Origin of the sequence: Limnohabitans radicicola, assembly GCF_014837235.1 — a bacterium.
Lineage (GTDB): Bacteria > Pseudomonadota > Gammaproteobacteria > Burkholderiales > Burkholderiaceae_C > Limnohabitans_A > Limnohabitans_A radicicola.
Genome location: NZ_JACYFT010000001.1, coordinates 1,027,404 through 1,050,400, shown reverse-complemented (window position 1 = coordinate 1,050,400; position 22,997 = coordinate 1,027,404). Strand labels below are relative to the sequence as shown.

Genomic DNA, 22,997 nt, shown 5'->3' with positions numbered 1-22,997 from the left:
GCATGCCTGAAGACATCAGTGGTTTTCGCAAGGAACTGACAGCACTTCAGCAAGAGGTCAGTGGGCTCAAGCTCAGCTACAAAAACCTGCATTTGAGTTACGCCGACACCTTGATCGCCCTCAAGGGGCTGACCCTGCACGCCTCGGAAGCCGCCAAGCGTGCGGTCAAAGCAGCAGAAAACGCAGCCCGTGCTTCGACCTGCTGCGCAAACGCTGCCAAAGAGGCGGCACAAGCCTCTGTGGTGGCTGCGGCTGAGATGGCCGCAGAGGCCGCCAATGCATCTGCCCAGGCGGCCATGGAGGCGGCCGCGTCTGCCGCCTCAGCCGCCGCCGCGACCGCCATGGCCGTGGCACACCACGCAGAAGACGCCTCGGCCCAAGCCTCTGCCGATGCGGCCAACGCCACTCAGTTGGCCACCGAAGCGGCTGCCCACGCTGTGGCCATGTCCAACGCGGCTGCCGAATACGCGCGCGTTGCGCGAGCCACGTCCTCGGACTCTTCCAATTGATTCAAGCGGTCTTGCCGTAATTTTTTTGCAGCAACTGGATCAGTTGCTCGAGTTCCTCGTCACTCAAGTTGGACGCTGAGTCGCGCTCCAGCTTGGTGATCACGATTTCAAGCTCGTGCAATTGCTGCTGGCCCGTCTCGGTCAGCTTGAGGTACACCGCCCTTTTGTCTGATTCGGGTCGGAAGCGCTGGATCAGGTGTTTCTTGGTGAGCTTTTGGAGTATCTTGGTCAGGTTGGGGGGCAGCAAGGCGAGCTCTGCGCACAACTGACCATGAGAGATGTTGGGGTTGTGGCCAATCAGGTTGAGCACCGAAAACTCAACAGGTTTCAATCCATAGGCGCGTGTTCGAGCGGCAAAGATGTCGAAAATTTTCAAGGTCACGCGGCGCGTGTTGTAGCCCAGCAGGCTGCGCAGAAAGCTGCTGTCAACGTTTTCGCATGCAGGCTCGGTGGTTAACTTGGAAGGCATGGGGGGCTATTGTGCACGTCCAAACGACAAAACCCGACCGAAGTCGGGTTTTGCAGGCAGCGGCTGGGACGCTTATTTGCAGGTGAAACTGCTGGCGCTGTCGACGTCACCGGTGCCGTTGTAACGGGCCACTTGGGGGTAAGGGCACAGAGGGCGTGTGCGGCTTGCAGCCCAGGTTGTTGGCACTTCGGCGTTGATCAGTGCCGCGATGGTGCTGGTGCCGGCGCCACGGGCCTTGGCCTGCACGGCTGCTGGCGCAGAACCGTTCTCCACCCAGTTGACCAAGGGCTCAATCATGTCGAATTGATCGGCTGCTGGGCCGCCCGAGCAGTGACCCATGCCCGGGACCGGGTAGAGCTTTGTCCAAGAGCCGGCATCATTGAAATCGGTCTTGACTTTGTCCATCCAGCTCACCGTGTCGTTGTACGAGAACACCGGATCGGCTGTACCGTGATAGATCATCAATTTGCCACCGCGTTGACGCAAGGTGCTCAAGTTGCTGGTGTCCTTGGGGGCCATGAAAGACATGGCCGATTCGGTGTAAATCCCGCTGGTGGCAAAGATTTTGGGGGCATCCACATCCACGTTGAAGCCCATGGCAAACGGCAGGCCCAGGAAGTTGGCGGTGTCTGTTGTCTTGGGGGGCGTCATGAAGATGAAGGCGGTTGCACCGGGGTCGCGGCCCACGCCTGTGGAGTTGCTGAATTTCCAGGAGGCCCACCCAGAAGATGAGATGCCTGCGTCATAGGGGAAGCTGGCATACAAAGCAGCACCTGCGGTGTTTTTGGCACCGCTGTGCACATTGGTCAGCACGGTTTTTTGGGCGGTGGTCAGGCAAGTGCCATCGCGGGCGCCCGTGCAAGTCGGGATGTCGGTACTGACGCTGAATGTCTGCTGGCAAGCGGCGACATCGCCGACCCAGTTGTCGGTGACGCCGTCGAGTGCGTCGCACTTGGCGATGATTTTGGAGCCAATCATGCTGCGCTCTGCGGGTGTGAACGCGGTAGACACATCTGGCAAGGGCTGAGGCAGTGTGACCACGGTGCCCGAGGCGGTTTTGTCTGTGGCCAGTGTTGCCGTAGCCACTGTGGCGTACTGCTGCACACCCCATAACTGGGCCACAGCAGCTTTGGGCAGGTTGTAGCCGGGCGCGCCAGCCAGGATGCCGTCGTACATGTCGCCGTAGCGTGTGGCCGCCACCAGTGCATGACGGCCCCCGTTGGAGCAACCACCCAGGTAAGAGCGGTCAGGTGCCTTGCCATAGACCTTCTTGATCAGGTCCTTGGCCATGGGCGTCAGTTGACCAACCGCGTTGTAGCCGTAATCGATGCGGGCCTGAGGGTCCAGGCCAAAGAAGGGGGTGGTTTGTGATTGGTGCCCAGCATCCGAGCTGAGCACGGCAAAGCCTTTGGACAGGGCCGAAGTGATGGGGCCGCCGCCCAGCGCGCCCACAGCATTGGACACGGCACCGTCCGTGCCGCCGTTGGCCTGGTAGAAGAATCGCCCGTTCCAGTTCTTGGGCAAGCGCATCTGGAATCCAATGTAATAGGTCGCTCCGTCAACGGTGCTCACCCGCTCGTTCATCTTGCCGGTGACCAGGCAATGCTCGGGCATGCTGATGTTGGAAACCAGTGTGCCTGCAGCCACGGTCGATGCGCCTGTGATCACTGTGCCGGTCAGGCCTGTGATGGAGGTTGCCAAAGTGGCGCAATCACCTGCAAAACTGCCTGGCTGTGCGGCAGCCAGTTGTTGAACACTCCAGCCACCACCACAGCCACTGAGCAGCGCCAGCGCGCCTGCTGTGGCCATGCTTGAAAAAAGATGTCGTTTCATTGCGTTGTCTCCAAGTAGTTTCTCGTGGAAATTATTTTGTTTCCATTGGAAACTATGTGAAATTAGGGGATACCCGGTATGGCTTCGGCAGAAACAGCGCATCTGGGCGGTGGTTGGACGGGGCCCGCCTGTATTTCCTCTACCATTGGGTACATGCTTCAGTACCTCACCATTCCTGTCACCCCGTTCCAACAAAACTGCTCCCTGATCTGGGACGACCAGAGCCTGCAGGCGGCCGTGGTGGACCCCGGCGGGGATCTGGAGGTGTTGCTGGACGCTGTGGCCAAACTGGGGCTGAAGCTGGAGCAGATCTGGATCACCCATGCCCATGTGGACCATGCCGCAGGCACGGCCGAGCTGGCCGAGCGTCTGGGTCTGCCGATCATCGGGCCGCATCCGGGCGACCAGTTCTGGATCGATCGTCTGGCTGCATCTGCGCAAAGTTATGGCTTTCCGCCCGCCACGGCGTTCACGCCGACCCGCTGGCTGCAGGACTGCGACACGGTGACCTTGGGCAGCCACACCTTGCAGGTGCGCCACTGCCCGGGGCACACGCCAGGCCATGTGGTGTTTCATTCGCCCGAGATCAAGCGTGCCTTCGTGGGGGATGTGCTGTTCGCGGGCAGCATTGGCCGCACGGACTTTCCAATGGGCAACCACGAAGACCTGATCAACGCCATCGTGCAGCGACTGTGGCCCATGGGCGACGACACGGTGTTCATTCCGGGGCACGGACCTGAGAGCACATTTGGGCGTGAGCGCAAGAGCAATCCCTATGTGGGTGGGACCTGAGCGAACCTGGGCCTCATCGTGGCGAGGGCGCTGCTTCTGCAGAATGGCTTAACGGTCCTGCCGGGCTTGCTCGTACAGGTGCTGCACCTTGGGCAGGTTGGCTTCGAGCTGGTGGATGCGGTTGGTGCCACTGGGGTGGGTGGACAGCCAAGAGGCACCGCCGTTGCCATTGGCCGCGAGCATTTTCTTCCAGAGTTCGACGCTGGCTTCGGGGCGGTAGCCGCCGCGTGCTGCGATCTCCAGACCCACCAGATCGGCCTCGGTTTCATCGTCGCGGCTGAACTTGAGTGACAGCAGGTTGGCACCACCGCGGGCGATCAGGTCGGTGACCCGTGGGTCAATGCCAAACACGCTGGCCGCCACAGCACCACCGATGCGCGACAGACCCTGGGTGGCCATGTTCTTGCTGGCTTGCTCACGCGCATGTTCGCGCAAGGCATGGGCCATTTCATGGCCCATGATCATGGCGACTTCGTCGTCGTCCAGTTGCAATTGATCGAGGATGCCGGTGTAGAAAGCGATCTTGCCGCCGGGCATGCACCAGGCGTTGAGCTGTTTGCTGCCGATCAGGTTGACCTGCCAGCGCCAGTCGCGCGCGCGCGGGTTCCAGGCCGTGGTGTGCGGGATCAGTCGTTTCGCAATCGCATGCAAGCGCAGCAATTGGGGGTGACCGTCAGGGGCCAGGGCGTTTTTGGCGCGGGCATCGGCCAGCACCTGGTTGTACTGCTGGCGGGCGTCGTTTTCCAGGCTTTCTGCGGGCACGAGCTTGCGAATGCCGGAGGCGGCTCCCACATCCACCTGGGCCAATGCCCCCGTGGCCACCATCGCACCCGCAGTCAGCAAAAAGCCGCGCCTTGCCTGCCAACGGTGGGTCGTTTCAGGCGTGTCAAGAGGTGAGGTTTTGAAATCGCAAAGCCAGCACATGGGGGCAATGATAGCCATGAACCAGGGGGGCTTGGCGGCCCCCGATAATCAAGGCCATGACCGAAACCGAGCATTCCACGGCGAGAGCAGAGCGCACCTGGCGCGAAGCCCTGGCTTTTTACCTGCAACCGGCCAGCTTGCGCATGCTGATGCTGGGGTTTTCAGCCGGGCTGCCGCTCTTGCTGGTGCTGGGCACGCTGAGTTTCAGGCTGCGTGAAGCGGGCATTGACCGCAGCACCATCGGCTACTTGAGCTGGGTCGGTCTGGCCTATGGTTTCAAGTGGGTCTGGGCGCCGCTGGTGGACCGGATGCCCATCCCCTGGCTCACGCGCCGCCTGGGGCGCAGGCGCAGTTGGTTGCTCATGTCGCAACTGATGATCATGGGTGGCTTGGTCGGTATGGCCTTCAATGACCCGGCGCAGGTGCTGGGCCCGCTGGTGGGCTGCGCATTGGTGGTGGCGTTTGCATCGGCCACGCAGGACATCGCGCTGGATGCCTACCGGATCGAGTCGTCTGAAATGAACGCACAGGCCGCGCTGGCGGCAAGCTACCAGACGGGCTACCGGCTGGCCATGATCTGGGCCGGGGCCGGGGTGCTGTGGATCGCGGCCCGTGCTCAGGGGGCAGACGCTGTGGGCTATGCCCATGCGGCCTGGCAAACCGCTTACCTGGCGATGGCGCTGAGCATGTTGTTGGGTGTGGTCACGGTGCTGGCCAGTGCGGAGCCGCAGGCCGTGCCTGTGCCGCGAGCGCGCAACCTGGGCGAATGGTTGCGGGGTGCATTGATCGACCCGTTTGCAGATTTCTGGCGCCGTTACCGCTGGCAGGCAGCGCTGGTGCTGGCGCTGATCGCCGTCTACCGCATCAGCGATGTGGTCATGGGCATCATGGCCAACCCGTTTTATGTGGACATGGGCTACACCAAGGACGAGGTGGCCGCGGTCACCAAGGTCTACGGCGTGGTCATGACGCTGGTGGGGGCGTTTGTGGGCGGCGTGCTGTCAGGCCGCTTTGGCGTGATGCGCATCCTCATGCTGGGCGCGGTGCTGAGTGCCGCCAGCAACCTGCTGTTCGCCTGGTTGAGTGGTGTGGGGCACGATGTCACTTCACTCATCTTCGTGATCTCGGCCGACAACTTGGCCAGCGGCATAGCGTCGGCGGCGTTCATCGCTTACCTGTCGTCACTCACCAACATCACTTACTCGGCCACGCAGTACGCGCTGCTGAGTTCGATGATGCTGCTCCTGCCCAAGTTCATCGCCGGGTTCTCGGGCGACTTTGTCAACGCCTATGGCTACAGTGCCTTCTTCCATGCCACGGCCTGGCTGGGGGCACCCGTGCTGCTGTTGGTGGCTTTGGCCAGTCGGGTGCGGCCTGGATCATGAAGGAATCTTGTGAAAAACAGTGATTTCAAGATTGCCACGTATGTGATCAACATGGACAGTGCGCCAGATCGCATGGCCTACATGAAGGCTGAGCTCGATCGGCTCGGTATTCCGTATGTCAGGCAGGTTGGTGTGATTGGTGCTGAACTTGAGCGGCCCCATCCGGACTTTTCGGACTGGTCATACAAATACCTGCATGGCAGATTGTGGGCTCCCAGAGAGTTGGGCTGTTATTTGAGCCATGTCGAATGCCTGAAAAAATTCATTGAATCCGACGCTGATTTTGCTTTGATTTTGGAAGATGACGTCACATTGAATGATGGTCTTGCAAGTCTGATCGACTCAGCCTTGAAACACCGACATGCATGGAACTTGCTCAGGCTCAGCACGGTCAACAGTGGCAAATGGTGGCCCGTGATCAAGTTGGGTGATGAATTCAATTTGGCCGTTTGTTTGACCCGGGAAAAGGGGGCAGGTGGTTATATGGTGGATCGCCATGCTGCCGCCCAGATGGTTCGGCATTTGCTGCCAATGAGGCTGGCGTGGGACATTGCGTTTGACCTGGAATGGTTTTTAGGGTTCAAGACTCTGGGCATTTACCCGATGCCTGTCAGCCAAAAAAGTGATTTTGAGACGCAAATCCAGCAGGACCTGGCGCAAATCAAGATCAAAGGCATGGGCAAATACCTCACGGTCTTTCCTTTCAGACTGTTTTTGGAGCTGACGCGATTGATTTACCGCTCTTTCAGGTTGCTGAAATTAAAGTGGGCGTCATGGCATTGATGCATAAGCTCGACGGACAGTGAGCCCTGGCTGTGCATTTACCGAACTTTACCGGGTTGATGCATCCATGTCAGTTATGCAGGTGATGATCAAGACATGAGCAATTTATTGATGATTGAGGACGATGCCCGCCTGGCAGGCATGGTCTCGGATTACCTTGGCGCTTCTGACTTTGTTGTCAGCCATGCAACCGATGCGCAAACGGGTTTGTCTCGTTTGCAATCTGCGGGCGTGGACTTGGTGATTCTGGATCTGATGCTGCCTGACATGGATGGCTTGCAGGTGTGCCAGCGTATCCGTGCTTTGCCCGGGACATTGGGGCAAGTGCCGGTGCTGATGCTGACGGCCAAGGGTGACCCGATGGACCGCATCATCGGGCTGGAAATGGGTGCGGACGATTACTTGCCCAAACCGTTTGAGCCGCGTGAATTGCTGGCCCGAATCCGCGCGATTTTGAGGCGCAAGTCTGCAGGTGCGAGCAGTGGCCAAGTCCTGCAATTCGGCTCATTGGAGATCGATCGGGACGCACGGCGTGTGAGCGTCAAGGGTCACCCTTGCGATTTGACGTCTTACCAGTTCGACTTGCTGGTGGCACTGGCAGAGCGCGCCGGCCGAGTACTCACGCGTGACCAAATCATGGAGGCTGTGCGCGGCCGTGAACTCGAAGCGTTTGACCGTTCGATCGATGTGCACATGGGGCGCATCCGTGCCGCCATCGAAGTCGACCCGAAAAACCCGCAACGCATCCTGACCGTGCGGGGCGTGGGCTATGTGTTTGCGCGTCAGCAGGACTGAGCCATGTGGTTGAAAGCGGTGTCCCGGCATTTGTACTTGCGCATCTGGTTGGCGGTGGTGGTGGGTGTCGCGGTGCTGATGCTGGTCGTCGGGTGGGCCTGGCGTGTGTCTGTGGAACACAATACACAGCCACCCATGCCACGGGATTGGGTGGTCATGACCCCTCAAGGTGAAGTTTTGGGAACATCGGCACCACGGCGTGAGCCTGGCACGCCGCTCCACTTTGACTTCAAACTGCCCAACGGGCACCCAGTGCAGCTGCAAATGCAGCGCCAATGGGAAGATGGTCGGCCACCGCCACGCATGCGCCGTGAGCCGCCATGGTGGGTGACGCCTCCCTATGGTTTTTTCTGGATGTTGGGTTTGATTGGCGTGGCCGTTGCTTTGGGCTTGTACCCGGTGGTGAGGAGACTGACTCAGCGGCTTGAAGGCTTGCAAAGGGGGGTGCAGCTCTGGGGTGATGGTGATTTGTCAGTTCGTGTGCCCGTGCAAGGCAATGACGAAGTGGCGGATTTGTCGCAACGGTTCAATGCCGCTGCCACGCGTATTGAGGGCCTCATGGCGGCGCAAAAATCGTTGCTGGCCAATGCCTCACATGAATTGCGTTCCCCTCTGGCCCGCATCCGCATGGGGCTGGAACTGATCGATGTGCCAGAGGTCGAGGAGTCCGCTCGCCAGCGCACACGCGATGAAATTCTGCGCAACATGGCCGAGCTGGATCAATTGATTGATGAAATCCTGTTGGCTAGTCGATTGGATGCGCGTGAGGCTGATTTGGGCACTGTAGAGCCAGTCGATCTGGTCGGTTTGTGCGCTGAAGAGTGCGCCCGTGTTGGCGCTGTACTGGACGTGCCTGAAGGCTTGCATGCGCTGGAAGTGCAGGGTGTGGGCAAGCTGCTGCGGCGCATGGTTCGCAATTTGCTGGAAAACGCCAGGCGCTATGGCGATATCTCTGGTGCTGGAGATGCCATGGTGCTGTCGCTGGTACAGGCTCCCTCAGGCATCCAACTGCGCGTTTGTGACCGGGGCCCAGGTGTGCCTGCTCAGTGGCGCGAACGCATTTTTGAGCCTTTTTTCCGCTTGCCGGGTGCCAGTGAGCGTGTCGGCGGTGTAGGGTTGGGGTTGTCACTGGTCAAGTCAATTGCCGAGCGGCACAGTGCGTCGGTACGTTGCGAAGACCGTGATGGCGGAGGCGCGTGTTTTTCCGTGCACTTCCATCCCCGCGAAAAGATGGGCTTCGCAAAAGCACCCTGAACGCAGCGCCTCAGGTCGATGGATCTTGTGCGCGCGCCTGAATGATCACCAGCATGGCGCATAGAGACAACATCACCGCATAGTAATTGTGTGCCAGATTGACGTTGCTCAATGCCGTGGTGGCGTGCACAAAGGCAAGGCCTTGCATTTGCAATCGGGCAGCAGGCTGGCCATGCTGCCAAACTCTGGCGGCACAAACCAAGCCAATGATTGACGCCAAAAAACCGATGAGACCGATGACGCCGCCATCCATGGCGCTGTGCAGGTAGCCGTTATGGACATGGCCCTGCGTGCGTGCATGTGCCAGTTTGCTGGCTTCTTGTTCGGGCAGGTTTTGCCCTAAGTTGTGGATGCGATGCAGCCGCTCTTTGCCGCCCACACCAACCCATGGTGATTCGGAGATCGTCTTTTTGGCCAGTTCATAGAGTGCCAGACGAGCGCCCAACGAAGTATTTTGGTTTTCTGCCTGTCTTGCACTCGTCCAGTCGTTCCAGCCTTCGCGAATGCGAAGCGGGTCTGAAGGCAATCCGGAGGTCAAGCCCATCACGGCAGCCACCATCACGCCGGCGATGGTGATTTGGAGGGGCTTGATGCGTCCCTGCGCATGGGATGGTGACCTGACCCACACATAAATCAACCAGCCCACCACAAGGTATGTGCCGCGGGATTGACTGAGCAGGACTGCCGCCAGTCCCAACATGCTGCAAAACAACCACCATTTGCGCTGGGCAGTGTTCTGGGCGCAGTCCAGTGCTTGTGGAAACAGCAGCACCAAGAGCATTGCGACGGCGGCAGACCAAGGAATGGGGTGAGAGGGCAGTTGCCCTCTCATCAAAACGATCGCCATGACCAGGCTCGTGATACAAGCCAGTGCCAGTCCTTCGTTGATTCGGCACTGCCATTCTGGCTTGACGGGCCAATACTGGGCCCAGAGGAGGGCAGCAAGAGCACCTAGCCACAAGCGCAAACCGGCATTCAGCTCCGAGGAGGGTGTGCAACAGGGCTCTTTCCAGTAAATTGACATCAGCAACCAGCTTGCCAATGTGATGCTGCAAGCTGCCAGCCACCGCAGGGCCGCATGGCGTGCGGAGGTCGGGACTTGCGGAGGGTGACGGAGTGCCAGTGCGAAACCCCACAGGCATAAGATCACCCAAAGCAGTCCGCCCAATTTGGTCTGACTGAGGCTCAGTACCAATAAAACCCAAGCCAGTGAAGGCAGAAGGCCGTAGCGACTCATCTGCGATGCTGGTGCCATGGCAGGGGGGAAGCGGCTTCGGTCATGCAAGGGTTCACGGGGTTCAGTGGCGTGCCTTGCATCAATTGCTGGTAGACATGCAGATAGTCCTGCGCCATCCGAGCTGCGCTGAACAGCGTCACAGCCCTGTCGTGGCAGGCTTGTCGATCAAAGGGTTTTGTCAGGGCTTGCGCCAGCGCGGCTTTTTCGTTGGACAGCACACCACATTCAGGTGGCACCAACTCAGGCAGTGCACCGTAAGGCGTGGCAAAGACCGGGCAACCGAAGTAGAGGCTTTCAATCACTGCCAGCCCGAAGGGTTCGTGCCAGCGGACCGGGAAAACCAGACCCCGAGAGCCTTGCAATAAGTCCAGTTTGGTTTGTCCACCGACCATGCCGGCGAACTGGATGCGCCGCGACCAGGTGTATCGGAAGCCCCGCTGGAAATTCAGGCGATGGCCGCCCAGCACCATCAATTGTTGATGGCCCAGCAAGCAGGTGTCGATGGCGCCTTGAACGTTCTTGACCCGCCATGACGCCTTTCCCAAAAAGTGGAAAGAATCTTTGGTGACTGACAGATCCACCGGGCCATATGCACGCCAGTCGAGTCCGTTGAGGACGTGGGATGCCGAGCCGTGCCGCTGTGCATGGTTGCGCGAGACGAACACGGTGTTGAGAGGCAGCGTTTCACCCACTTGCGAGTTGCCGTGCTGGGTCATCAACCAGGGCAAATCCAGCTTGAGATCCATCCCCGGGTTGAACTGGAAATGCACCAGGTCCACGTCATCGGGAATCTGGCTGGCCCAGTCTTTTTTGTCATCGATCGGCAGCACTTGACCAAACGGGCAACTGGAGCCTTCAGGCACCAGGTAGCTGACGCGGTGACCCATGTCCACCAACGCACGACCCAGATCCCAAATCACCCGCTCGGTGCCGCCGTAAGCGAAAACGGGGATGCTGGCCCGATTGACGAACAGGATGTGCATGGCGTTCAGCGCTTGACGATCTTGTCCAGATGCTCACGGTCGTAGCGCAGCATGGCATAGCGGAAGAAAGCCTCCAGTGCCACAAACAGGCAGTAAAGGAATCCTTCGGGGCCACACAGGAAGCCCCGCCTGAAAATGTAGAGCTGAATGAAGCTGGCCACGCCGGATGCGAAGCCCCGCAGGATGCCACCCCTCTTGCCCTTTTGGGCACGCTTGGCTGCGCCCAGTTGCGAGTATTGGGCCAGCTTCTGGATGCTGGCATAGATGGTTTCACGCGAATGGTGCAGCAAGCGTGCCTTGAAGGTGCGTACAGGCAGTTTGCCGGCCTTCATCTTGGCGCCTTCGTGGACCACGCCTTCAAACCGATCGATGCTGGCGCTGCGGAACATGCGTTGCACGCCGCCGGTCGTTTTCATGCGGCTGAGCGCCCGGCCATAAGCCACCTGATCCCACATGACTTCCCAGATCACATCGTCAGGCGACTGCATGGCCTGCAGGATTTCTTTTTCGAGTGCAGGCGTGATTTCCTCGTCGGCATCCAGGAAGAAGATGAAATCGCCACGGCAGTGCTTGAGCATGCGGTTGCGTTGCTCGGCAAAGCCCTGCCAGTCAGGGTAGTCATGCACCTCGGCGCCGGCTTCTCGGGCCAGAGCTTGTGTCTGGTCCTGGCTGCCACTGTCGATGACCAGGATCTGGTCGGCGAAATGCGCGCTTCGGATGCATTGGGCGATCCGTTTTTCTTCATTGAGTGTGAGGATGCCAATGCAGAGGCTGGGGCGGCTGGCGGAGGTGTTCATGGGCGTGAGCAAGGGTTGAAAAACGACGGGCCCGTTGCCGGGCCCGTGGATCTCAGTGGTGGTGACCCACCACCTCACCCGCCTTGAGTTTGTAAACCGTGCCGCAATAAGGGCACTTGGCTTCACCGGTCTTGGCCACGTCCAGGTAGACCTTGGGGTGGCTGTTCCAGAGTTTCATGTCGGCTTTGGGGCTGGGGCAGAAGACGCCGCCCTGGGCGTTCAGATCAGCGGCCAGCAGTTCAACGGTGTTGCTCATCTTTTTTTCCTTAAACCAGAGTCAGCCAGTGGGCGTATTGCGGGTTGCGGCCATTGACGATGTCAAAGAACGCATTCTGGATTTTTTCGGTGATCGGGCCGCGGCTGCCCGCGCCCAGCTGGATGCGGTCGAGTTCGCGGATGGGTGTGACTTCAGCGGCGGTGCCGGTGAAGAAGGCTTCGTCGGCGATGTACACCTCGTCTCGCGTGATGCGCTTTTGCACGATCTCCAGACCCAGGTCCTTGGCGATGTGGAAGATGGTGTTGCGGGTGATGCCGTTCAAGGCGCCTGCTGACAGGTCGGGCGTGTAGATCACGCCGTCCTTGACGACGAAGATGTTTTCGCCAGCGCCTTCGGACACAAAGCCCGAAGAGTCCAGCAGAAGGGCCTCGTCGTAGCCTTCGTCGGTCACTTCCATGTTGGCCAGAATCGAGTTGGTGTAGTTGCTCACCGCCTTGGCCTGCGTCATGGTGATGTTGACATGGTGGCGGGTGTAGCTGCTGGTCTTGACGCGGATGCCGCGCTTGAGACCTTCTTCACCCAGGTAGGCACCCCATGCCCAGGCGGCGACCATCAGGTGGATGGTGTTGCCCTTGGGGCTGACGCCCAGTTTCTTGTCGCCAATCCAGGTCAGGGGGCGCAGGTAGCAGCTCTCCAGCTGGTTCTCGCGCACCACGGCGCGCTGGGCTTCGTTGACCTGGTCTTTGGTGAAGGGGATCGCCATGCGCAGGATCTTGGCGCTGTTGAACAGGCGGTCGGTGTGTTCCTGAAGGCGGAAGATGGCCGTGCCCTTGTCGGTCTTGTACGCGCGCACGCCTTCAAAAGCGCCGCAGCCGTAGTGCAGGGTGTGGCTCAGCACATGGATCTTGGCTTCGCGCCAATCGACCATCTGGCCGTCCATCCAGATTTTGCCGTCGCGGTCAGACATGGAGGGGATGACTACGCTCATCGAAGTGTCCTTGAAAGTGGGAGGTTTGCAACCTGTCAAAAAGCCATTTTACGGGCTGGACCGGTCTCGGTGGAGGCGGATGGGCTGTTCAGGTCGATGCGCTGATATCGGTGCCTTGGGCGGTCTCTGCGCTGGGACGTTCCAACACCCATTCGCTCAGCTTGCCACCGATGAAAGTGCAGGTGATTTTGGAATCCCCGGCGTCGGTCCAAGTGAAGACCTCGGGTTGCTCGTCTTTGGGTGTTTGCAGTGCCCCCAGCGAACGCGTCATGGCGATCACATGCATCAAGGTCTGGCCTTTTTTCAGCTTGGCGTTGAGCATGACGGCGCTGCCCACATGGCCCACCGGGCTGTTGGCCGCTTTTTTGAGGATGGTCATCAGCCGGGTGAAGTGCAAAAGAATCCACATCACCACGCCCCCTGCAGCCAGGGCAATGCCCGGCCAGCCCATGGCACGCCAGGCACCGATGGTCATGACAATGACCGCGATGGGAACCAGAATTTTGTTGAAGTTCATGGGGCGAGATTGTGCCTTGTGCCGGGTCAGTCCAGCCCCCGCACCACCTGCATGGCCTCTTCGATGCGCTCGACCGGGTAGACGGTGAGGCCCTCAAAGGCCTTGTCGCCTTTTTTGGGCATGTTGGCCTTGGGCACCACGGCAGTTTTGAAGCCGAGTTTGGCGGCTTCTTTCAGACGTTCTTGACCGCGTGGTGCGGGGCGCACCTCACCCGCCAGGCCCACTTCGCCAAACGCAATGAAGCCTTTGGGCAGCGGCTTGCCGCGCAGGCTGCTGGTGATGGCCAGCATCACCGCCAGATCGGCGGCGGGCTCGCGGATGTGCACGCCGCCCACCGCGTTCACAAACACGTCCTGGTCCATGCAGGCCACGCCCGCATGGCGGTGCAGCACGGCCAGCAGCATAGCCAGGCGGTCGCGCTCCAGGCCCACCGACAGGCGCCGGGGGCTCGGGCCGCCCGAGTCCACCAGAGCCTGGATTTCGACCAGCATGGGCCGCGTGCCTTCGAGCGTGACCATGACGCAGCTGCCGGGTACGGGCTCGCTGTGCTGGCTCAAGAAGATGGCGCTGGGGTTGCTCACGCCCTTGAGGCCTTTTTCGGTCATGGCGAACACGCCAATTTCGTTCACGGCGCCAAAGCGGTTCTTGATGGCGCGGATCAGGCGGAAGTTGGAATGCGTGTCGCCCTCAAAGTACAGCACCGTGTCCACCATGTGCTCCAGCACGCGGGGGCCCGCCAGCGCGCCTTCTTTCGTCACATGCCCCACCAGCACGATGGTGGTGCCCGTGGCTTTGGCGGTGCGGGTCAGGTGCGCCGCGCACTCGCGCACCTGCGCCACCGAGCCGGGGGCGCTGGTCAGTTGGTCCGAGTACACCGTCTGGATCGAGTCGATGATGGCGATGTTGGGCTGGCGGGTTTGCAGGGTGTGCAGGATCTTTTCAAGCTGGATCTCGGGCAGCACGGGCACCTGCGAGTCGGGCAGGCCCAGACGGCGCGAGCGCATGGCCACTTGCGCGCCGCTTTCTTCGCCCGTCACATACAGCGTGTTCATGCCGCCGCGCTGCAGCGCGTCGACCGCCTGCAGCAGCAAGGTCGACTTGCCGATGCCTGGGTCACCGCCGATCAGCACCACGCCGCCTTCGACCATGCCACCGCCGAGCACGCGGTCCAGCTCGTCGATGCCGGTGGGGTGGCGGTCAAAATCGGCCGCTTCAATTTGCGACAGAGGCAGCACCTCGCTGGAGGGGGCCAGGGCCTGGTACTGCGCCGAGCCCAGGCGGTTTTTGCCGCCGCTGGCCGCTTCGGCCGCGCTTTCGATCAGCGTGTTCCAGGCGTTGCAGTGGGGGCACTTGCCCATCCAGCGGGCGCTGGTGCCGCCGCACTCGGTGCAGGTGTAAATCGATTTGTCTTTGGCCATGGCCATGGATTGTGACGGCACTGCCGGGCGCACCCCATCATTTGCTTACAACTGATTGGAATAAATTGCTGGACAAATATTTCTTTAAGAAATATACTTGCGGCAGTGCTTGAGCTGGATGTCCGGCTCCAACCACTGATAGCAAGCCTTCATCGGCTTGCACCATGCATCGACTGACCTCGAATCCATTGCTCTGCGGCGCTGCAGACAATTCATCTTCCTCCCCAGCGCCACACCGTGGGTCGAATCCCCCGGCTGTTTCACAAGTTCACTCCCATCTCTGCGGTTTCCTTTTGGAAATCGCTTCTCCCTGCGTTTCGGTGTTTCAAAGTAGGCCCGGGCGCATTCTCTCTGAAAGGCTCTGACATGAGCAGCAAAATTTACGTGGGCAACTTGCCTTATTCCATCGACGACAGCAACCTGCGCGAGAACTTCTCAGCCTACGGTGGTGTGGTCTCGGCCAAGGTCATGATGGACCGCGACAGCGGCCGTTCCAAAGGCTTCGGCTTTGTCGAAATGTCCAGCGGCGAAGAAGCGCAAGCCGCCATCGCTGGCCTGAACGGCATGTCCGTGGGTGGCCGAGCCATCGTGGTCAACATCTCCAAGCCCAAAGAACCCAGCACCGGTTACGGTGGTGGCTACCGCGACAACCGCAGCTATTGATCTGCTGATCGCTCCCCCAGAAAAAGCCGCTTCAAGCGGCTTTTTCTTTGGCTGAGCGGTGCCAGGCCTCAATGGCGTCCTGGGTGATGCGGGTAGCCGGTTCTGCGCGCAAGCCGCTGGTGTTTTGCCCGGCCCACAAGGGCGTGAATTCGCTCGACTGGCGGGCCTCGGCCGCAGCGCGCAGCGGTGCGATGGCCGCTGTGGCCAGCGGAAAGGCGGGCGCGGCGGCACTGATGGGCCCCAGCTCGCGCATCAACCGGTTCACGATGCCCCGCGCCGGGCGACCGGTGAACACATTGGTCAAAGCCGTGTGTCGCGCCGCGCCGGACTGCAATGCCGCCCGGTGCAGCGCGCTGGTGGTGGCCTCATCGCTGCACAAATAGGCGGTGCCCATTTGCACCCCAGCGGCCCCAAAAGCCTGGGCCGCAGCCACGCCTGCGTCGCTGGCGAAGCCGCCTGCCGCGATCACCGGCAGCTTCACCGCCTGCACCATCTGCGGCAGCAGGGCGAAGGTGCCCATCTGGGTGCTCAGGTCATCGCTCAGGAACATGCCCCGGTGCCCACCGGCTTCGAGGCCTTGCGCGATCACGGCGTCCGCGCCATGCGTCTGCAGCCACAAGGCTTCTTCAACGGTGGTGGCCGATGACAACACCAGGCTGCCCCAGCTTTTGACGCGTGCGAGCAGCTCCGGCGCAGGCAGGCCAAAGTGGAAGCTCACCACCGCCGGGCGAAACGCTTCCAGCACATCGGCGGCTTGGTCGTTGAAAGGCACTCGGCCCGGCCCGCTCGGGATGGCGGTGGCATCCAGCCCCAGCTCGGCGTAATACGGGGCCAGTGCCTCGTGCCAGTGGGCTTCGCGCACGGCGTCGGGGGCAGGCGTGGCGTGGCAAAAGAAATTCACGTTGAAAGGCCGCTGCGTCAAAGAGCGCAGCGCGGTCAGTTCGGCCTGCAGCGCCTCGGCGCTCAGCATGGCGGCGGGCACAGAGCCCAGACCGCCCGCCTCGCAGACGGCGGCGGCCAGTCGGTGGTTTTGCGCACCCGCCATCGGGGCCTGGATGATGGGGGCAGCAAGCCCCAACCGGTCAAAAAATGCGTCCATGGCTTCACTGTAATGGTTTGCCCTGAGTCTCTGTTGGGGTTTAATCATTTAACATGTTAAATAAATGAGCGCATCCACTCCCTTCGTCCACCGCAACCTGCCGCGTCTGCTGCTGCAGGCGCGCGAAGCCGTCATGGCTCACACGCGCCCCAGCCTGCGCGAGCATGGGCTGTCTGACCAGCAGTGGCGGGTGCTGCGTGTGCTGGGCGAGCATGCCGAGGATCCGGCGGGCACAGAAACTGGGCGTGTCGCCCGCGAGGCCTACCTGCTCGGGCCCAGCCTGACCGGCGTGCTCTCGCGTATGGAGCGCGATGGCCTGATCGAGCGTGCGCGTTGCCCGCAAGACGCCCGCCGCACTGTGGTGCGTGCGACCGCGCTGGGCCTGCGCAAAGTGCAGGCCTTGTCGCAAACGATCGAGGCGCACTACAGCTGGATGGAGCAACAGCTGGGCAAGGCCAAACTGGGCCAGTTGTACGCACTGCTTGACGAAGTGATTGCGCTCGAAACCCCAGAAACCGAAACGCCAGAGGAGCTGGCCGAGGAAGAAGAACGATGAATCCGAGGATGTCCACATGGACCCCGAATGGCACGGTGTACGGCACCTTGCTCAATTTCCGCCGCGAGTGGGACCTGTGGTCTGCGCGCATGACGCAAGACCCGCACAAGGCCGCGCCCCAAGCGCCCGTGCTCTACGTCAAGACGGCCAACACCTTCAGCCTCGCTGGGCAGGACTTGCTGCTGCAGGACGGCGTGAGCGAAGTGGACATCGGCGCCACGCTGGGGCTGGTGATCGGCCAACAGGCGCAGGTCGTGGGCGCGGTGCTGCTCAATGACTGGAGCGTCCCGCACACCAGTTATTACCGCCCGCCGGTCAAGTTCCGCTGCCGCGATGGTTTTCTGGCGTTGCCTGAGCAGGTGACTCCTGGTCAGGCGCAGGATTGGGCTGGGTTGCAAATCGCTGTGCGCTGCAATGGCGAGTTGGTGCAGACCCTCGACCTGCGCGAGCTGATGCGCGATTTGCCCACGCTGCTGGCCGATGTGGGCGAGTTCATGACGCTGCAACCCGGGGATGTGTTGATGGTGGGCACCGACTGCCTGCCTGACGGCACACGCCCGCGGGCCAAAGCCGGAGACAAGGTGGAGATTTCCGCCCTTGGTTTGGCCTCTGTTGTCACCACCGTGGGAGCCGCTGCATGAAACACGCACGCATCGCTTGGTCGGGCGCCATCCACGACGCCATGGAGTCCGATGGCCAACTGCTCCTGACGCAAGGTCCGCACGCCGGTCGCCGCGTGTCGTTTGACGAGGTCATTTGGCTGCCACCTCTTGCGCCCATCGCGCAGGCGCGCACCGTGATCGCGCTGGGCCTGAACTACGCCGACCACGCCAAGGAACTCGCCTTCAAGGCGCCCGAGGAACCGCTGGCCTTCATGAAAAGCCAGGCCTCGCTGATCGGGCACAAGGCCTTCACGAAGCGCCCCGCTGATGTGAAGTACATGCACTACGAATGTGAGCTGGCCGTGGTGGTGGGCCGCACTGCACGGCATGTGAAAAAAGCCGATGCGTGCGACTTCATCGCGGGCTACACCGTGGCCAACGACTACGCCATCCGCGACTACCTCGAAAACTGGTACCGCCCTAACCTGCGCGTGAAGAACCGCGACACCTGCACGCCCATCGGCCCCTGGCTGGTGGATGCCGCCGACATCCCCAACCCGATGGCGCTGAAATTGCAGACCACCGTCAACGGCCAGGTCACGCAAAGCGGCAGCACGGCCGACATGATTTTCGACGTGCCCACGCTGATCGAGTACTTCAGCAGTTTCATGACGCTCCACCCCGGTGACCTGATCCTGACGGGCACGCCCGACGGCATTGTGGATTGCCAGCCCGGCGATGTGATCGTCACCGAGATCGAAGGCATTGGCGCCTTGACCAACACCATCGTGAAAGCATGAACATGAAAATCGACCACCTGATCAACGGCAAGAGCGTCGCGGGCAGCGACTACTTTGAAACCATCAACCCGGCCACGCAAGAGGTGCTGGCCGAAGTCGCCTCGGGCGGCGAGACGGAAGTGAACGCTGCCGTGGCGGCCGCCAAGGAAGCCTTCCCAAAATGGGCCGCCACACCCGCGACCGAGCGCGCCAAGATCATGCGCAAACTGGGCGACCTGATCACGAAACACGTGCCCGAGATTTCGGAAACCGAGACCAGGGATTGCGGCCAGACCATCAGCCAGACGGGCAAGCAACTGGTGCCCCGTGCGGCCGACAACTTCCATTACTTTGCCGAGATGTGCACCCGCGTGGATGGCCACACCTACCCCACGCCCACGCACCTTAACTACACCCTGTTCCACCCCGTGGGCGTGTGCGCGCTGATCAGCCCGTGGAACGTGCCTTTCATGACCGCCACCTGGAAGGTCGCGCCCTGCCTGGCTTTTGGCAACACCGCCGTGCTCAAGATGAGCGAGCTGTCGCCCCTCACGGCCGCACGCTTGGGCGAGCTGGCGCTGGAGGCGGGTGTGCCTGCGGGCGTGCTGAATCTGGTGCACGGCTACGGCAAGGAGGCGGGCGAGCCGCTGGTCTCGCACCGCGATGTGCGGGCGATTTCCTTCACCGGCTCCACCGTCACCGGCAACCGCATCGTGCAAAGCGCGGGCCTGAAAAAGTTCAGCATGGAACTCGGCGGCAAGAGCCCCTTTGTGATCTTTGAAGACGCCGACCTGGACCGCGCCCTCGATGCGGCCGTGTTCATGATCTTCAGCAACAACGGCGAGCGCTGCACCGCAGGCAGCCGCATCCTCGTGCAGCAAAGCATTTATGCCGACTTTGCGGCCAGGTTTGCAGAGCGCGCCAAGCGCATCACCGTGGGTGATCCACTCGACGAGAAAACCATCGTCGGCCCCATGATCAGCCAAAACCACCTGGCCAAAGTGCGCAGCTACATTGAGCTGGGTCCCAAAGAAGGCGCGACGATGCTCTGCGGTGGCCTGGACAAGCCGTCATATGCCACCGACTTGCCCGCCCATGTGCAAAACGGCAACTTCGTCTGGCCCACGGTGTTTGCCGATGTCGACAACCGCATGCGCATCGCGCAGGAAGAAATCTTTGGCCCCGTGGCCTGCCTGATCCCGTTCAAGGACGAGGCTGACGCCATCCAGAAAGCCAACGACATCGAATACGGTTTGTCGAGCTATGTCTGGACCGAGAACCTGGGCAAGGCCCACCGTGTGGCCGCTGCGATCGAGGCGGGCATGTGCTTCGTCAACAGCCAGAACGTGCGCGACCTGCGTCAGCCCTTTGGTGGCACCAAGGCCAGCGGCACCGGCCGCGAGGGCGGCACCTGGAGCTACGAAGTGTTCTGCGAACCCAAGAACGTGGCGGTCAGCCTCGGTGGTCACCACATCCCGCATTGGGGTGTTTGAGTGCAACACAGTTGATACAGGAGATGACGATGACAGTGAACCCTTTGGCCATTTGGGTGCCGGTGTTTGCCATGATGGCCTTGGTGCTGGTGGTGGCGTATCTGACATTCCGTGAGCGTGTTCGCCAATTCAAGGCGCTGCGCGTGCATCCCCAGAAGGTGTCCACCCGTGGTGAGTTTGCAGCCACCCTCAAGGACACCCGCTGTGCAGACAATTTTTCCAACCTGTTCGAAACGCCGGTCATGTTTTATGTGGCGTGCATCGGTCTGTATGTCACCCAAACGGTCAGTGTCAGCGCGTTGGTGCTGGCCTGCCTCTATGTATTGCTGAGGGTGGGCCACAGTGTGGTGCACTGCGGCCGCAATGTGGTGTTCACACGCTTCAAACTCTTCGCGGCCAGCATGCTGGTCTTGCTGGGGCTTTGGGTGGTGTGGGGCTTGACCTTGTTGCAGCTGATGGGATGACCATCCAGACAGGACTGGCCATGCAGCGTCGCGCATTGATCTTTTCCGCAGTGGCCGCCTTGCCCTGGGCTGGGCAGGCCCAGACACAGACGTGGCCCGCCAAGCCCATCCGCCTGATCGTGCCTTTCCCGCCCGGGGGCACCACCGACGTGGTCACGCGGCTGATCGCCGCCGAGCTCACCAGATCACTCGGGCAGAGCGTGGTGGTGGACAACAAGCCAGGCGCGGGCACGGTGCTGGGCGTGGACCTGGCGGCCAAGTCGCCAGCCGATGGCCACACCCTGGTCACCGTGGCCAACAGCTTCTGTGTCAACCAGACGCTGGTGAAAAACCTGCCCTACGACGGTCAGCGCGACCTGCGCCCGGTCGGCCTCATGGGCATGTCCGAGCATGTGCTGGCCACGCACCCCGGTAGCGGCCTCAAGACCGTGGCTGACCTGATCGCAGCCGCCAAAAAGCAGCCCGGCAAGCTCAGCTACGCCTCTTTTGGCGCGGGCACCTCGGCCCACATCTCGGGGGCCATGCTCGAAGCGCAAGCCGGCATCGAGATGATCCACGTGCCCTACAAAGGCCAGGCCCCGGCGCTCAACGACCTGATTGGTGGCCAGGTCACGGTGATGTTCGGCAACTGGCCCGAGTTCCGCCAGCATGTGCAAAGCGGCAAGCTCGTCGCTTTGGGCATGGCGACGGCCAAACGATCGCCCTTGGCACCGCAGATTCCGACGCTGACCGAGCAAGGCTTGGCGATCGAATCCAATTCGTGGAACGGCATCCTCACACGCAGCGGCACACCCGATGCGGTGGTGCAGCGCCTGAACCTTGAAATCAACAAGGCCTTGCAGGCACCCGCTGTGGTGCAGGCCTTTGCGGATGGTGGCATTGTGTCGCTGGCGGGGACGTCCGAGCGCTTTGCCGCCTTCATCCGCAGCGAGACCGACAAATACGCGCAGGTGATCCGCAAGGCGGGCATCACGGCCGAGAGCTGACAAGGAAACACGCAAATGGGACAACTCGAAAATACCAGGAGTGCTCGCTATGGGTAAGCTCGCCCTCGCCGCCAAAATCACCCACGTGCCCAGCATGTACCTGAGCGAAATTCCTGGCCCCCGCTTTGGCACACGCCAAAGCGCCATCGACGGGCACAAGGAAATCAGCCGCCGTTGCCGCGCCATGGGCGTGGACACGCTGGTGGTGTTTGACACGCACTGGCTGGTCAACGCGAACTACCACATCAACTGCGCGCCGCACTTCAAGGGCAGCTACACCAGCAACGAACTGCCGCACTTCATCAACCACATGACTTTCGAGTCGCCGGGCAACCCCGCGCTGGGGCACCTGCTGGCCAAAGTGGCCAATGAACACGGCGTGGAAACACTGGCGCACGACAACACCACGCTCGACCCCGAGTACGGCACCTTGGTGCCGCTGCGCTACATGAACGAAGACCAGCATTTCAAGGTGGTCTCGGTCTCGGCCTTGTGCATGGTGCATTACCTCAATGACAGCGCCCGCCTGGGCTGGGCCATGCGCGAAGCGGTGGAAAAACATTACGACGGCAAGGTGGCCTTTCTGGCCAGCGGCTCGCTGTCGCACCGCTTTGCCCAGAACGGCCTGGCGCCGGAGTTTGCCCACAAGATCTGGAGCCCGTTTCTGGAGCAGCTCGACAAGCAGGTGTTGCACATGTGGTCGAACCGCGAGTGGAAGGCGTTTTGCGAGATGCTGCCCGAGTACGCCAGCAAGGGCCACGGCGAAGGCTTCATGCACGACACCGCCATGCTGATGGGCGCTCTGGGCTGGACGGCCTATGACGGCGGTGTGGACATGGTCACGCCGTACTTCGGGGCCAGCGGTACGGGCCAGCTCAACGCGATTTTTGAAGTCACACCGCAGGACGGCGCGCAGGTGCCTGCCCCGGTGGCCAGCAGCGCCGAGGGCTACACCGCTATCAGCACCCGTTTGTGATTCGGAGAGGAACTTATGCCCCATCTCGTGATCCTCTACACCGGCCAGCTGGACGCTGAAGTCAACATGACCACGCTCTGCCGCCAGATGGCCGACGCCATGCTCACCGTCCGGGACGAACAAGACAAACAGGTCTTCCCCACAGGCGGCACGCGTGTGCTGGCCTATCCCGCGCCGCACTACGCTGTCGCCGATGGCGGCGCAGCAGGGCGCGAAGCCGGGGGCACGGGCGATTACGCCTTTGTGTACCTGAATGTGCGCATGGGCCGTGGTCGCACCGAAGCCACGCAACAGCGCGCCGGGCAGACCCTGCTCGAAGTGGCCAAAACCTTTTTTGCGCCCGTCATGGCGCAGCGCCACATCGGCATCACGCTGCAGATCGACGTCGGGCCTGAGGTGTTCGACGCCAAGCACAGCAACCTCCATCCCTTGTTTCAGAAATAGGGGTCGGATCCCGATTTCGCGCCAGCAAACTCGG

At 61.3% G+C, this 22,997-nt stretch carries 26 protein-coding genes; 15 read left to right on the top strand and 11 right to left on the bottom strand.

What is annotated here, in order from left to right:
• The first annotated feature begins 2 nt into the window (after positions 1 to 2).
• Positions 3 to 509, top strand: coding sequence for a hypothetical protein (locus IC609_RS05165; protein WP_191818357.1), 507 nt, complete (start codon positions 3 to 5; stop codon positions 507 to 509).
• A 1-nt stretch (position 510) separates the two neighbouring features.
• Here IC609_RS05165 and IC609_RS05160 read toward each other — a convergent pair whose 3' ends face one another.
• Both IC609_RS05160 and IC609_RS05155 read right to left on the bottom strand, forming a co-directional pair.
• Entirely contained in the window at positions 511 to 978 is a 468-nt protein-coding gene (locus IC609_RS05160) for a MarR family winged helix-turn-helix transcriptional regulator (RefSeq protein WP_191818356.1), read from the bottom strand.
• A 72-nt stretch (positions 979 to 1,050) separates the two neighbouring features.
• Complete coding sequence (locus IC609_RS05155) at positions 1,051 to 2,811, bottom strand: tannase/feruloyl esterase family alpha/beta hydrolase (protein ID WP_191818355.1); 1,761 nt, start codon at positions 2,809 to 2,811, stop codon at positions 1,051 to 1,053.
• 153 nt (positions 2,812 to 2,964) lie between these two features.
• Here IC609_RS05155 and IC609_RS05150 point away from each other — a divergent pair, with 153 nt between their 5' ends.
• Complete coding sequence (locus tag IC609_RS05150) at positions 2,965 to 3,603, top strand: MBL fold metallo-hydrolase (RefSeq protein ID WP_191818354.1); 639 nt, start codon at positions 2,965 to 2,967, stop codon at positions 3,601 to 3,603.
• Between the two features lie 48 nt (positions 3,604 to 3,651).
• Here the strand turns inward: IC609_RS05150 and IC609_RS05145 are convergent, their stop codons facing one another.
• On the bottom strand, positions 3,652 to 4,527 hold the full coding sequence (locus tag IC609_RS05145) for a M48 family metallopeptidase (RefSeq protein WP_191818916.1): 876 nt from the start codon (positions 4,525 to 4,527) through the stop codon (positions 3,652 to 3,654).
• Between the two features lie 56 nt (positions 4,528 to 4,583).
• Between IC609_RS05145 and IC609_RS05140 the strand changes: the two genes are divergently transcribed.
• The 4 genes from IC609_RS05140 to IC609_RS05125 all read left to right on the top strand — a co-directional run bounded on the left by IC609_RS05140 (position 4,584) and on the right by IC609_RS05125 (position 8,744).
• Positions 4,584 to 5,912, top strand: a complete 1,329-nt coding sequence (locus IC609_RS05140; protein ID WP_191818353.1) for an AmpG family muropeptide MFS transporter — start codon at positions 4,584 to 4,586, stop codon at positions 5,910 to 5,912.
• A 9-nt stretch (positions 5,913 to 5,921) separates the two neighbouring features.
• A complete protein-coding gene (locus tag IC609_RS05135) occupies positions 5,922 to 6,695 on the top strand; it encodes a glycosyltransferase family 25 protein (protein WP_191818352.1) in 774 nt (257 codons plus the stop codon).
• A 96-nt stretch (positions 6,696 to 6,791) separates the two neighbouring features.
• A complete protein-coding gene (locus IC609_RS05130) occupies positions 6,792 to 7,490 on the top strand; it encodes a response regulator (protein ID WP_191818351.1) in 699 nt (232 codons plus the stop codon).
• A gap of 3 nt (positions 7,491 to 7,493) precedes the next feature.
• The gene (locus IC609_RS05125; protein WP_191818350.1) at positions 7,494 to 8,744 is read left to right on the top strand and encodes a HAMP domain-containing sensor histidine kinase; all 1,251 of its coding nucleotides are present in this window, start codon (positions 7,494 to 7,496) and stop codon (positions 8,742 to 8,744) included.
• Between the two features lie 10 nt (positions 8,745 to 8,754).
• Here IC609_RS05125 and IC609_RS05120 read toward each other — a convergent pair whose 3' ends face one another.
• From IC609_RS05120 to radA, 7 genes are all read right to left on the bottom strand, one after another.
• The gene (locus IC609_RS05120; protein ID WP_191818349.1) at positions 8,755 to 9,591 is read right to left on the bottom strand and encodes an O-antigen ligase family protein; all 837 of its coding nucleotides are present in this window, start codon (positions 9,589 to 9,591) and stop codon (positions 8,755 to 8,757) included.
• A 386-nt stretch (positions 9,592 to 9,977) separates the two neighbouring features.
• Positions 9,978 to 10,964: a glycosyltransferase gene (locus IC609_RS05115; protein WP_191818348.1), complete on the bottom strand. Its 987-nt coding sequence runs from the start codon at positions 10,962 to 10,964 to the stop codon at positions 9,978 to 9,980.
• Between the two features lie 5 nt (positions 10,965 to 10,969).
• Positions 10,970 to 11,761 (bottom strand): glycosyltransferase family 2 protein, encoded by a 792-nt coding sequence (locus IC609_RS05110; protein WP_191818347.1) that lies wholly within the window; start codon positions 11,759 to 11,761, stop codon positions 10,970 to 10,972.
• A 52-nt stretch (positions 11,762 to 11,813) separates the two neighbouring features.
• A complete protein-coding gene (locus tag IC609_RS05105; protein WP_191818346.1) occupies positions 11,814 to 12,017 on the bottom strand; it encodes a zinc-finger domain-containing protein in 204 nt (67 codons plus the stop codon).
• 10 nt (positions 12,018 to 12,027) lie between these two features.
• Positions 12,028 to 12,966 (bottom strand): branched-chain amino acid transaminase, encoded by a 939-nt coding sequence (locus tag IC609_RS05100; protein ID WP_191818345.1) that lies wholly within the window; start codon positions 12,964 to 12,966, stop codon positions 12,028 to 12,030.
• Positions 12,967 to 13,054: 88 nt separating this feature from the next.
• A complete protein-coding gene (locus IC609_RS05095) occupies positions 13,055 to 13,483 on the bottom strand; it encodes a glycerate kinase (protein WP_191818344.1) in 429 nt (142 codons plus the stop codon).
• Positions 13,484 to 13,509: 26 nt separating this feature from the next.
• Positions 13,510 to 14,901, bottom strand: coding sequence for a DNA repair protein RadA (radA, locus tag IC609_RS05090; protein ID WP_191818343.1), 1,392 nt, complete (start codon positions 14,899 to 14,901; stop codon positions 13,510 to 13,512).
• Between the two features lie 366 nt (positions 14,902 to 15,267).
• Here radA and IC609_RS05085 point away from each other — a divergent pair, with 366 nt between their 5' ends.
• Positions 15,268 to 15,564, top strand: a complete 297-nt coding sequence (locus tag IC609_RS05085) for an RNA recognition motif domain-containing protein (protein WP_191818342.1) — start codon at positions 15,268 to 15,270, stop codon at positions 15,562 to 15,564.
• A gap of 31 nt (positions 15,565 to 15,595) precedes the next feature.
• Here IC609_RS05085 and IC609_RS05080 read toward each other — a convergent pair whose 3' ends face one another.
• Positions 15,596 to 16,663: an NAD(P)H-dependent flavin oxidoreductase gene (locus IC609_RS05080; RefSeq protein WP_191818341.1), complete on the bottom strand. Its 1,068-nt coding sequence runs from the start codon at positions 16,661 to 16,663 to the stop codon at positions 15,596 to 15,598.
• A 64-nt stretch (positions 16,664 to 16,727) separates the two neighbouring features.
• On the opposite strand from IC609_RS05080, the gene hpaR reads away from it, so the two are divergent.
• The 8 genes from hpaR to IC609_RS05040 are packed head-to-tail and all read left to right on the top strand — an operon-like array spanning position 16,728 to position 22,963.
• A complete protein-coding gene (hpaR, locus tag IC609_RS05075) occupies positions 16,728 to 17,219 on the top strand; it encodes a homoprotocatechuate degradation operon regulator HpaR (protein WP_191818340.1) in 492 nt (163 codons plus the stop codon).
• 8 nt (positions 17,220 to 17,227) lie between these two features.
• The gene (locus tag IC609_RS05070; protein WP_191818339.1) at positions 17,228 to 17,860 is read left to right on the top strand and encodes a fumarylacetoacetate hydrolase family protein; all 633 of its coding nucleotides are present in this window, start codon (positions 17,228 to 17,230) and stop codon (positions 17,858 to 17,860) included.
• Positions 17,857 to 18,621, top strand: coding sequence for a fumarylacetoacetate hydrolase family protein (locus IC609_RS05065; protein ID WP_191818338.1), 765 nt, complete (start codon positions 17,857 to 17,859; stop codon positions 18,619 to 18,621). Before IC609_RS05070 ends, IC609_RS05065 begins: the two co-directional genes overlap by 4 nt.
• A 2-nt stretch (positions 18,622 to 18,623) precedes the next feature.
• The gene (hpaE, locus tag IC609_RS05060; protein ID WP_191818915.1) at positions 18,624 to 20,093 is read left to right on the top strand and encodes a 5-carboxymethyl-2-hydroxymuconate semialdehyde dehydrogenase; all 1,470 of its coding nucleotides are present in this window, start codon (positions 18,624 to 18,626) and stop codon (positions 20,091 to 20,093) included.
• A 29-nt stretch (positions 20,094 to 20,122) separates the two neighbouring features.
• On the top strand, positions 20,123 to 20,557 hold the full coding sequence (locus tag IC609_RS05055; RefSeq protein ID WP_191818337.1) for an MAPEG family protein: 435 nt from the start codon (positions 20,123 to 20,125) through the stop codon (positions 20,555 to 20,557).
• Between the two features lie 20 nt (positions 20,558 to 20,577).
• Positions 20,578 to 21,543 (top strand): tripartite tricarboxylate transporter substrate binding protein, encoded by a 966-nt coding sequence (locus tag IC609_RS05050; protein WP_191818914.1) that lies wholly within the window; start codon positions 20,578 to 20,580, stop codon positions 21,541 to 21,543.
• A gap of 49 nt (positions 21,544 to 21,592) precedes the next feature.
• Positions 21,593 to 22,519 (top strand): 3,4-dihydroxyphenylacetate 2,3-dioxygenase, encoded by a 927-nt coding sequence (gene hpaD / locus IC609_RS05045; RefSeq protein ID WP_191818336.1) that lies wholly within the window; start codon positions 21,593 to 21,595, stop codon positions 22,517 to 22,519.
• Between the two features lie 15 nt (positions 22,520 to 22,534).
• Positions 22,535 to 22,963 (top strand): 5-carboxymethyl-2-hydroxymuconate isomerase, encoded by a 429-nt coding sequence (locus IC609_RS05040; RefSeq protein WP_191818335.1) that lies wholly within the window; start codon positions 22,535 to 22,537, stop codon positions 22,961 to 22,963.
• The last annotated feature ends 34 nt before the right edge of the window (positions 22,964 to 22,997 follow it).

Bases quoted from the DNA above. Each gene is read 5' to 3' on its own strand.
- hpaR (WP_191818340.1), top strand. From the start codon at position 16,728: ATGAGCGCATCCACTCCCTTCGTCCACCGCAACCTGCCGCGTCTGCTG.
- IC609_RS05155 (WP_191818355.1), bottom strand. From the start codon at position 2,811: ATGAAACGACATCTTTTTTCAAGCATGGCCACAGCAGGCGCGCTGGCG.
- IC609_RS05165 (WP_191818357.1), top strand. From the start codon at position 3: ATGCCTGAAGACATCAGTGGTTTTCGCAAGGAACTGACAGCACTTCAG.
- radA (WP_191818343.1), bottom strand. From the start codon at position 14,901: ATGGCCAAAGACAAATCGATTTACACCTGCACCGAGTGCGGCGGCACC.
- IC609_RS05040 (WP_191818335.1), top strand. From the start codon at position 22,535: ATGCCCCATCTCGTGATCCTCTACACCGGCCAGCTGGACGCTGAAGTC.
- IC609_RS05050 (WP_191818914.1), top strand. From the start codon at position 20,578: ATGCAGCGTCGCGCATTGATCTTTTCCGCAGTGGCCGCCTTGCCCTGG.
- IC609_RS05105 (WP_191818346.1), bottom strand. From the start codon at position 12,017: ATGAGCAACACCGTTGAACTGCTGGCCGCTGATCTGAACGCCCAGGGC.
- IC609_RS05115 (WP_191818348.1), bottom strand. From the start codon at position 10,964: ATGCACATCCTGTTCGTCAATCGGGCCAGCATCCCCGTTTTCGCTTAC.
- IC609_RS05110 (WP_191818347.1), bottom strand. From the start codon at position 11,761: ATGAACACCTCCGCCAGCCGCCCCAGCCTCTGCATTGGCATCCTCACA.
- IC609_RS05100 (WP_191818345.1), bottom strand. From the start codon at position 12,966: ATGAGCGTAGTCATCCCCTCCATGTCTGACCGCGACGGCAAAATCTGG.
- IC609_RS05080 (WP_191818341.1), bottom strand. From the start codon at position 16,663: ATGGACGCATTTTTTGACCGGTTGGGGCTTGCTGCCCCCATCATCCAG.
- IC609_RS05055 (WP_191818337.1), top strand. From the start codon at position 20,123: ATGACAGTGAACCCTTTGGCCATTTGGGTGCCGGTGTTTGCCATGATG.
- IC609_RS05125 (WP_191818350.1), top strand. From the start codon at position 7,494: ATGTGGTTGAAAGCGGTGTCCCGGCATTTGTACTTGCGCATCTGGTTG.
- IC609_RS05130 (WP_191818351.1), top strand. From the start codon at position 6,792: ATGAGCAATTTATTGATGATTGAGGACGATGCCCGCCTGGCAGGCATG.
- IC609_RS05070 (WP_191818339.1), top strand. From the start codon at position 17,228: ATGTCCACATGGACCCCGAATGGCACGGTGTACGGCACCTTGCTCAAT.
- IC609_RS05145 (WP_191818916.1), bottom strand. From the start codon at position 4,527: ATGTGCTGGCTTTGCGATTTCAAAACCTCACCTCTTGACACGCCTGAA.
- hpaE (WP_191818915.1), top strand. From the start codon at position 18,624: ATGAAAATCGACCACCTGATCAACGGCAAGAGCGTCGCGGGCAGCGAC.
- IC609_RS05150 (WP_191818354.1), top strand. From the start codon at position 2,965: ATGCTTCAGTACCTCACCATTCCTGTCACCCCGTTCCAACAAAACTGC.
- hpaD (WP_191818336.1), top strand. From the start codon at position 21,593: ATGGGTAAGCTCGCCCTCGCCGCCAAAATCACCCACGTGCCCAGCATG.
- IC609_RS05085 (WP_191818342.1), top strand. From the start codon at position 15,268: ATGAGCAGCAAAATTTACGTGGGCAACTTGCCTTATTCCATCGACGAC.
- IC609_RS05095 (WP_191818344.1), bottom strand. From the start codon at position 13,483: ATGAACTTCAACAAAATTCTGGTTCCCATCGCGGTCATTGTCATGACC.
- IC609_RS05065 (WP_191818338.1), top strand. From the start codon at position 17,857: ATGAAACACGCACGCATCGCTTGGTCGGGCGCCATCCACGACGCCATG.
- IC609_RS05120 (WP_191818349.1), bottom strand. From the start codon at position 9,591: ATGGCGATCGTTTTGATGAGAGGGCAACTGCCCTCTCACCCCATTCCT.
- IC609_RS05160 (WP_191818356.1), bottom strand. From the start codon at position 978: ATGCCTTCCAAGTTAACCACCGAGCCTGCATGCGAAAACGTTGACAGC.
- IC609_RS05140 (WP_191818353.1), top strand. From the start codon at position 4,584: ATGACCGAAACCGAGCATTCCACGGCGAGAGCAGAGCGCACCTGGCGC.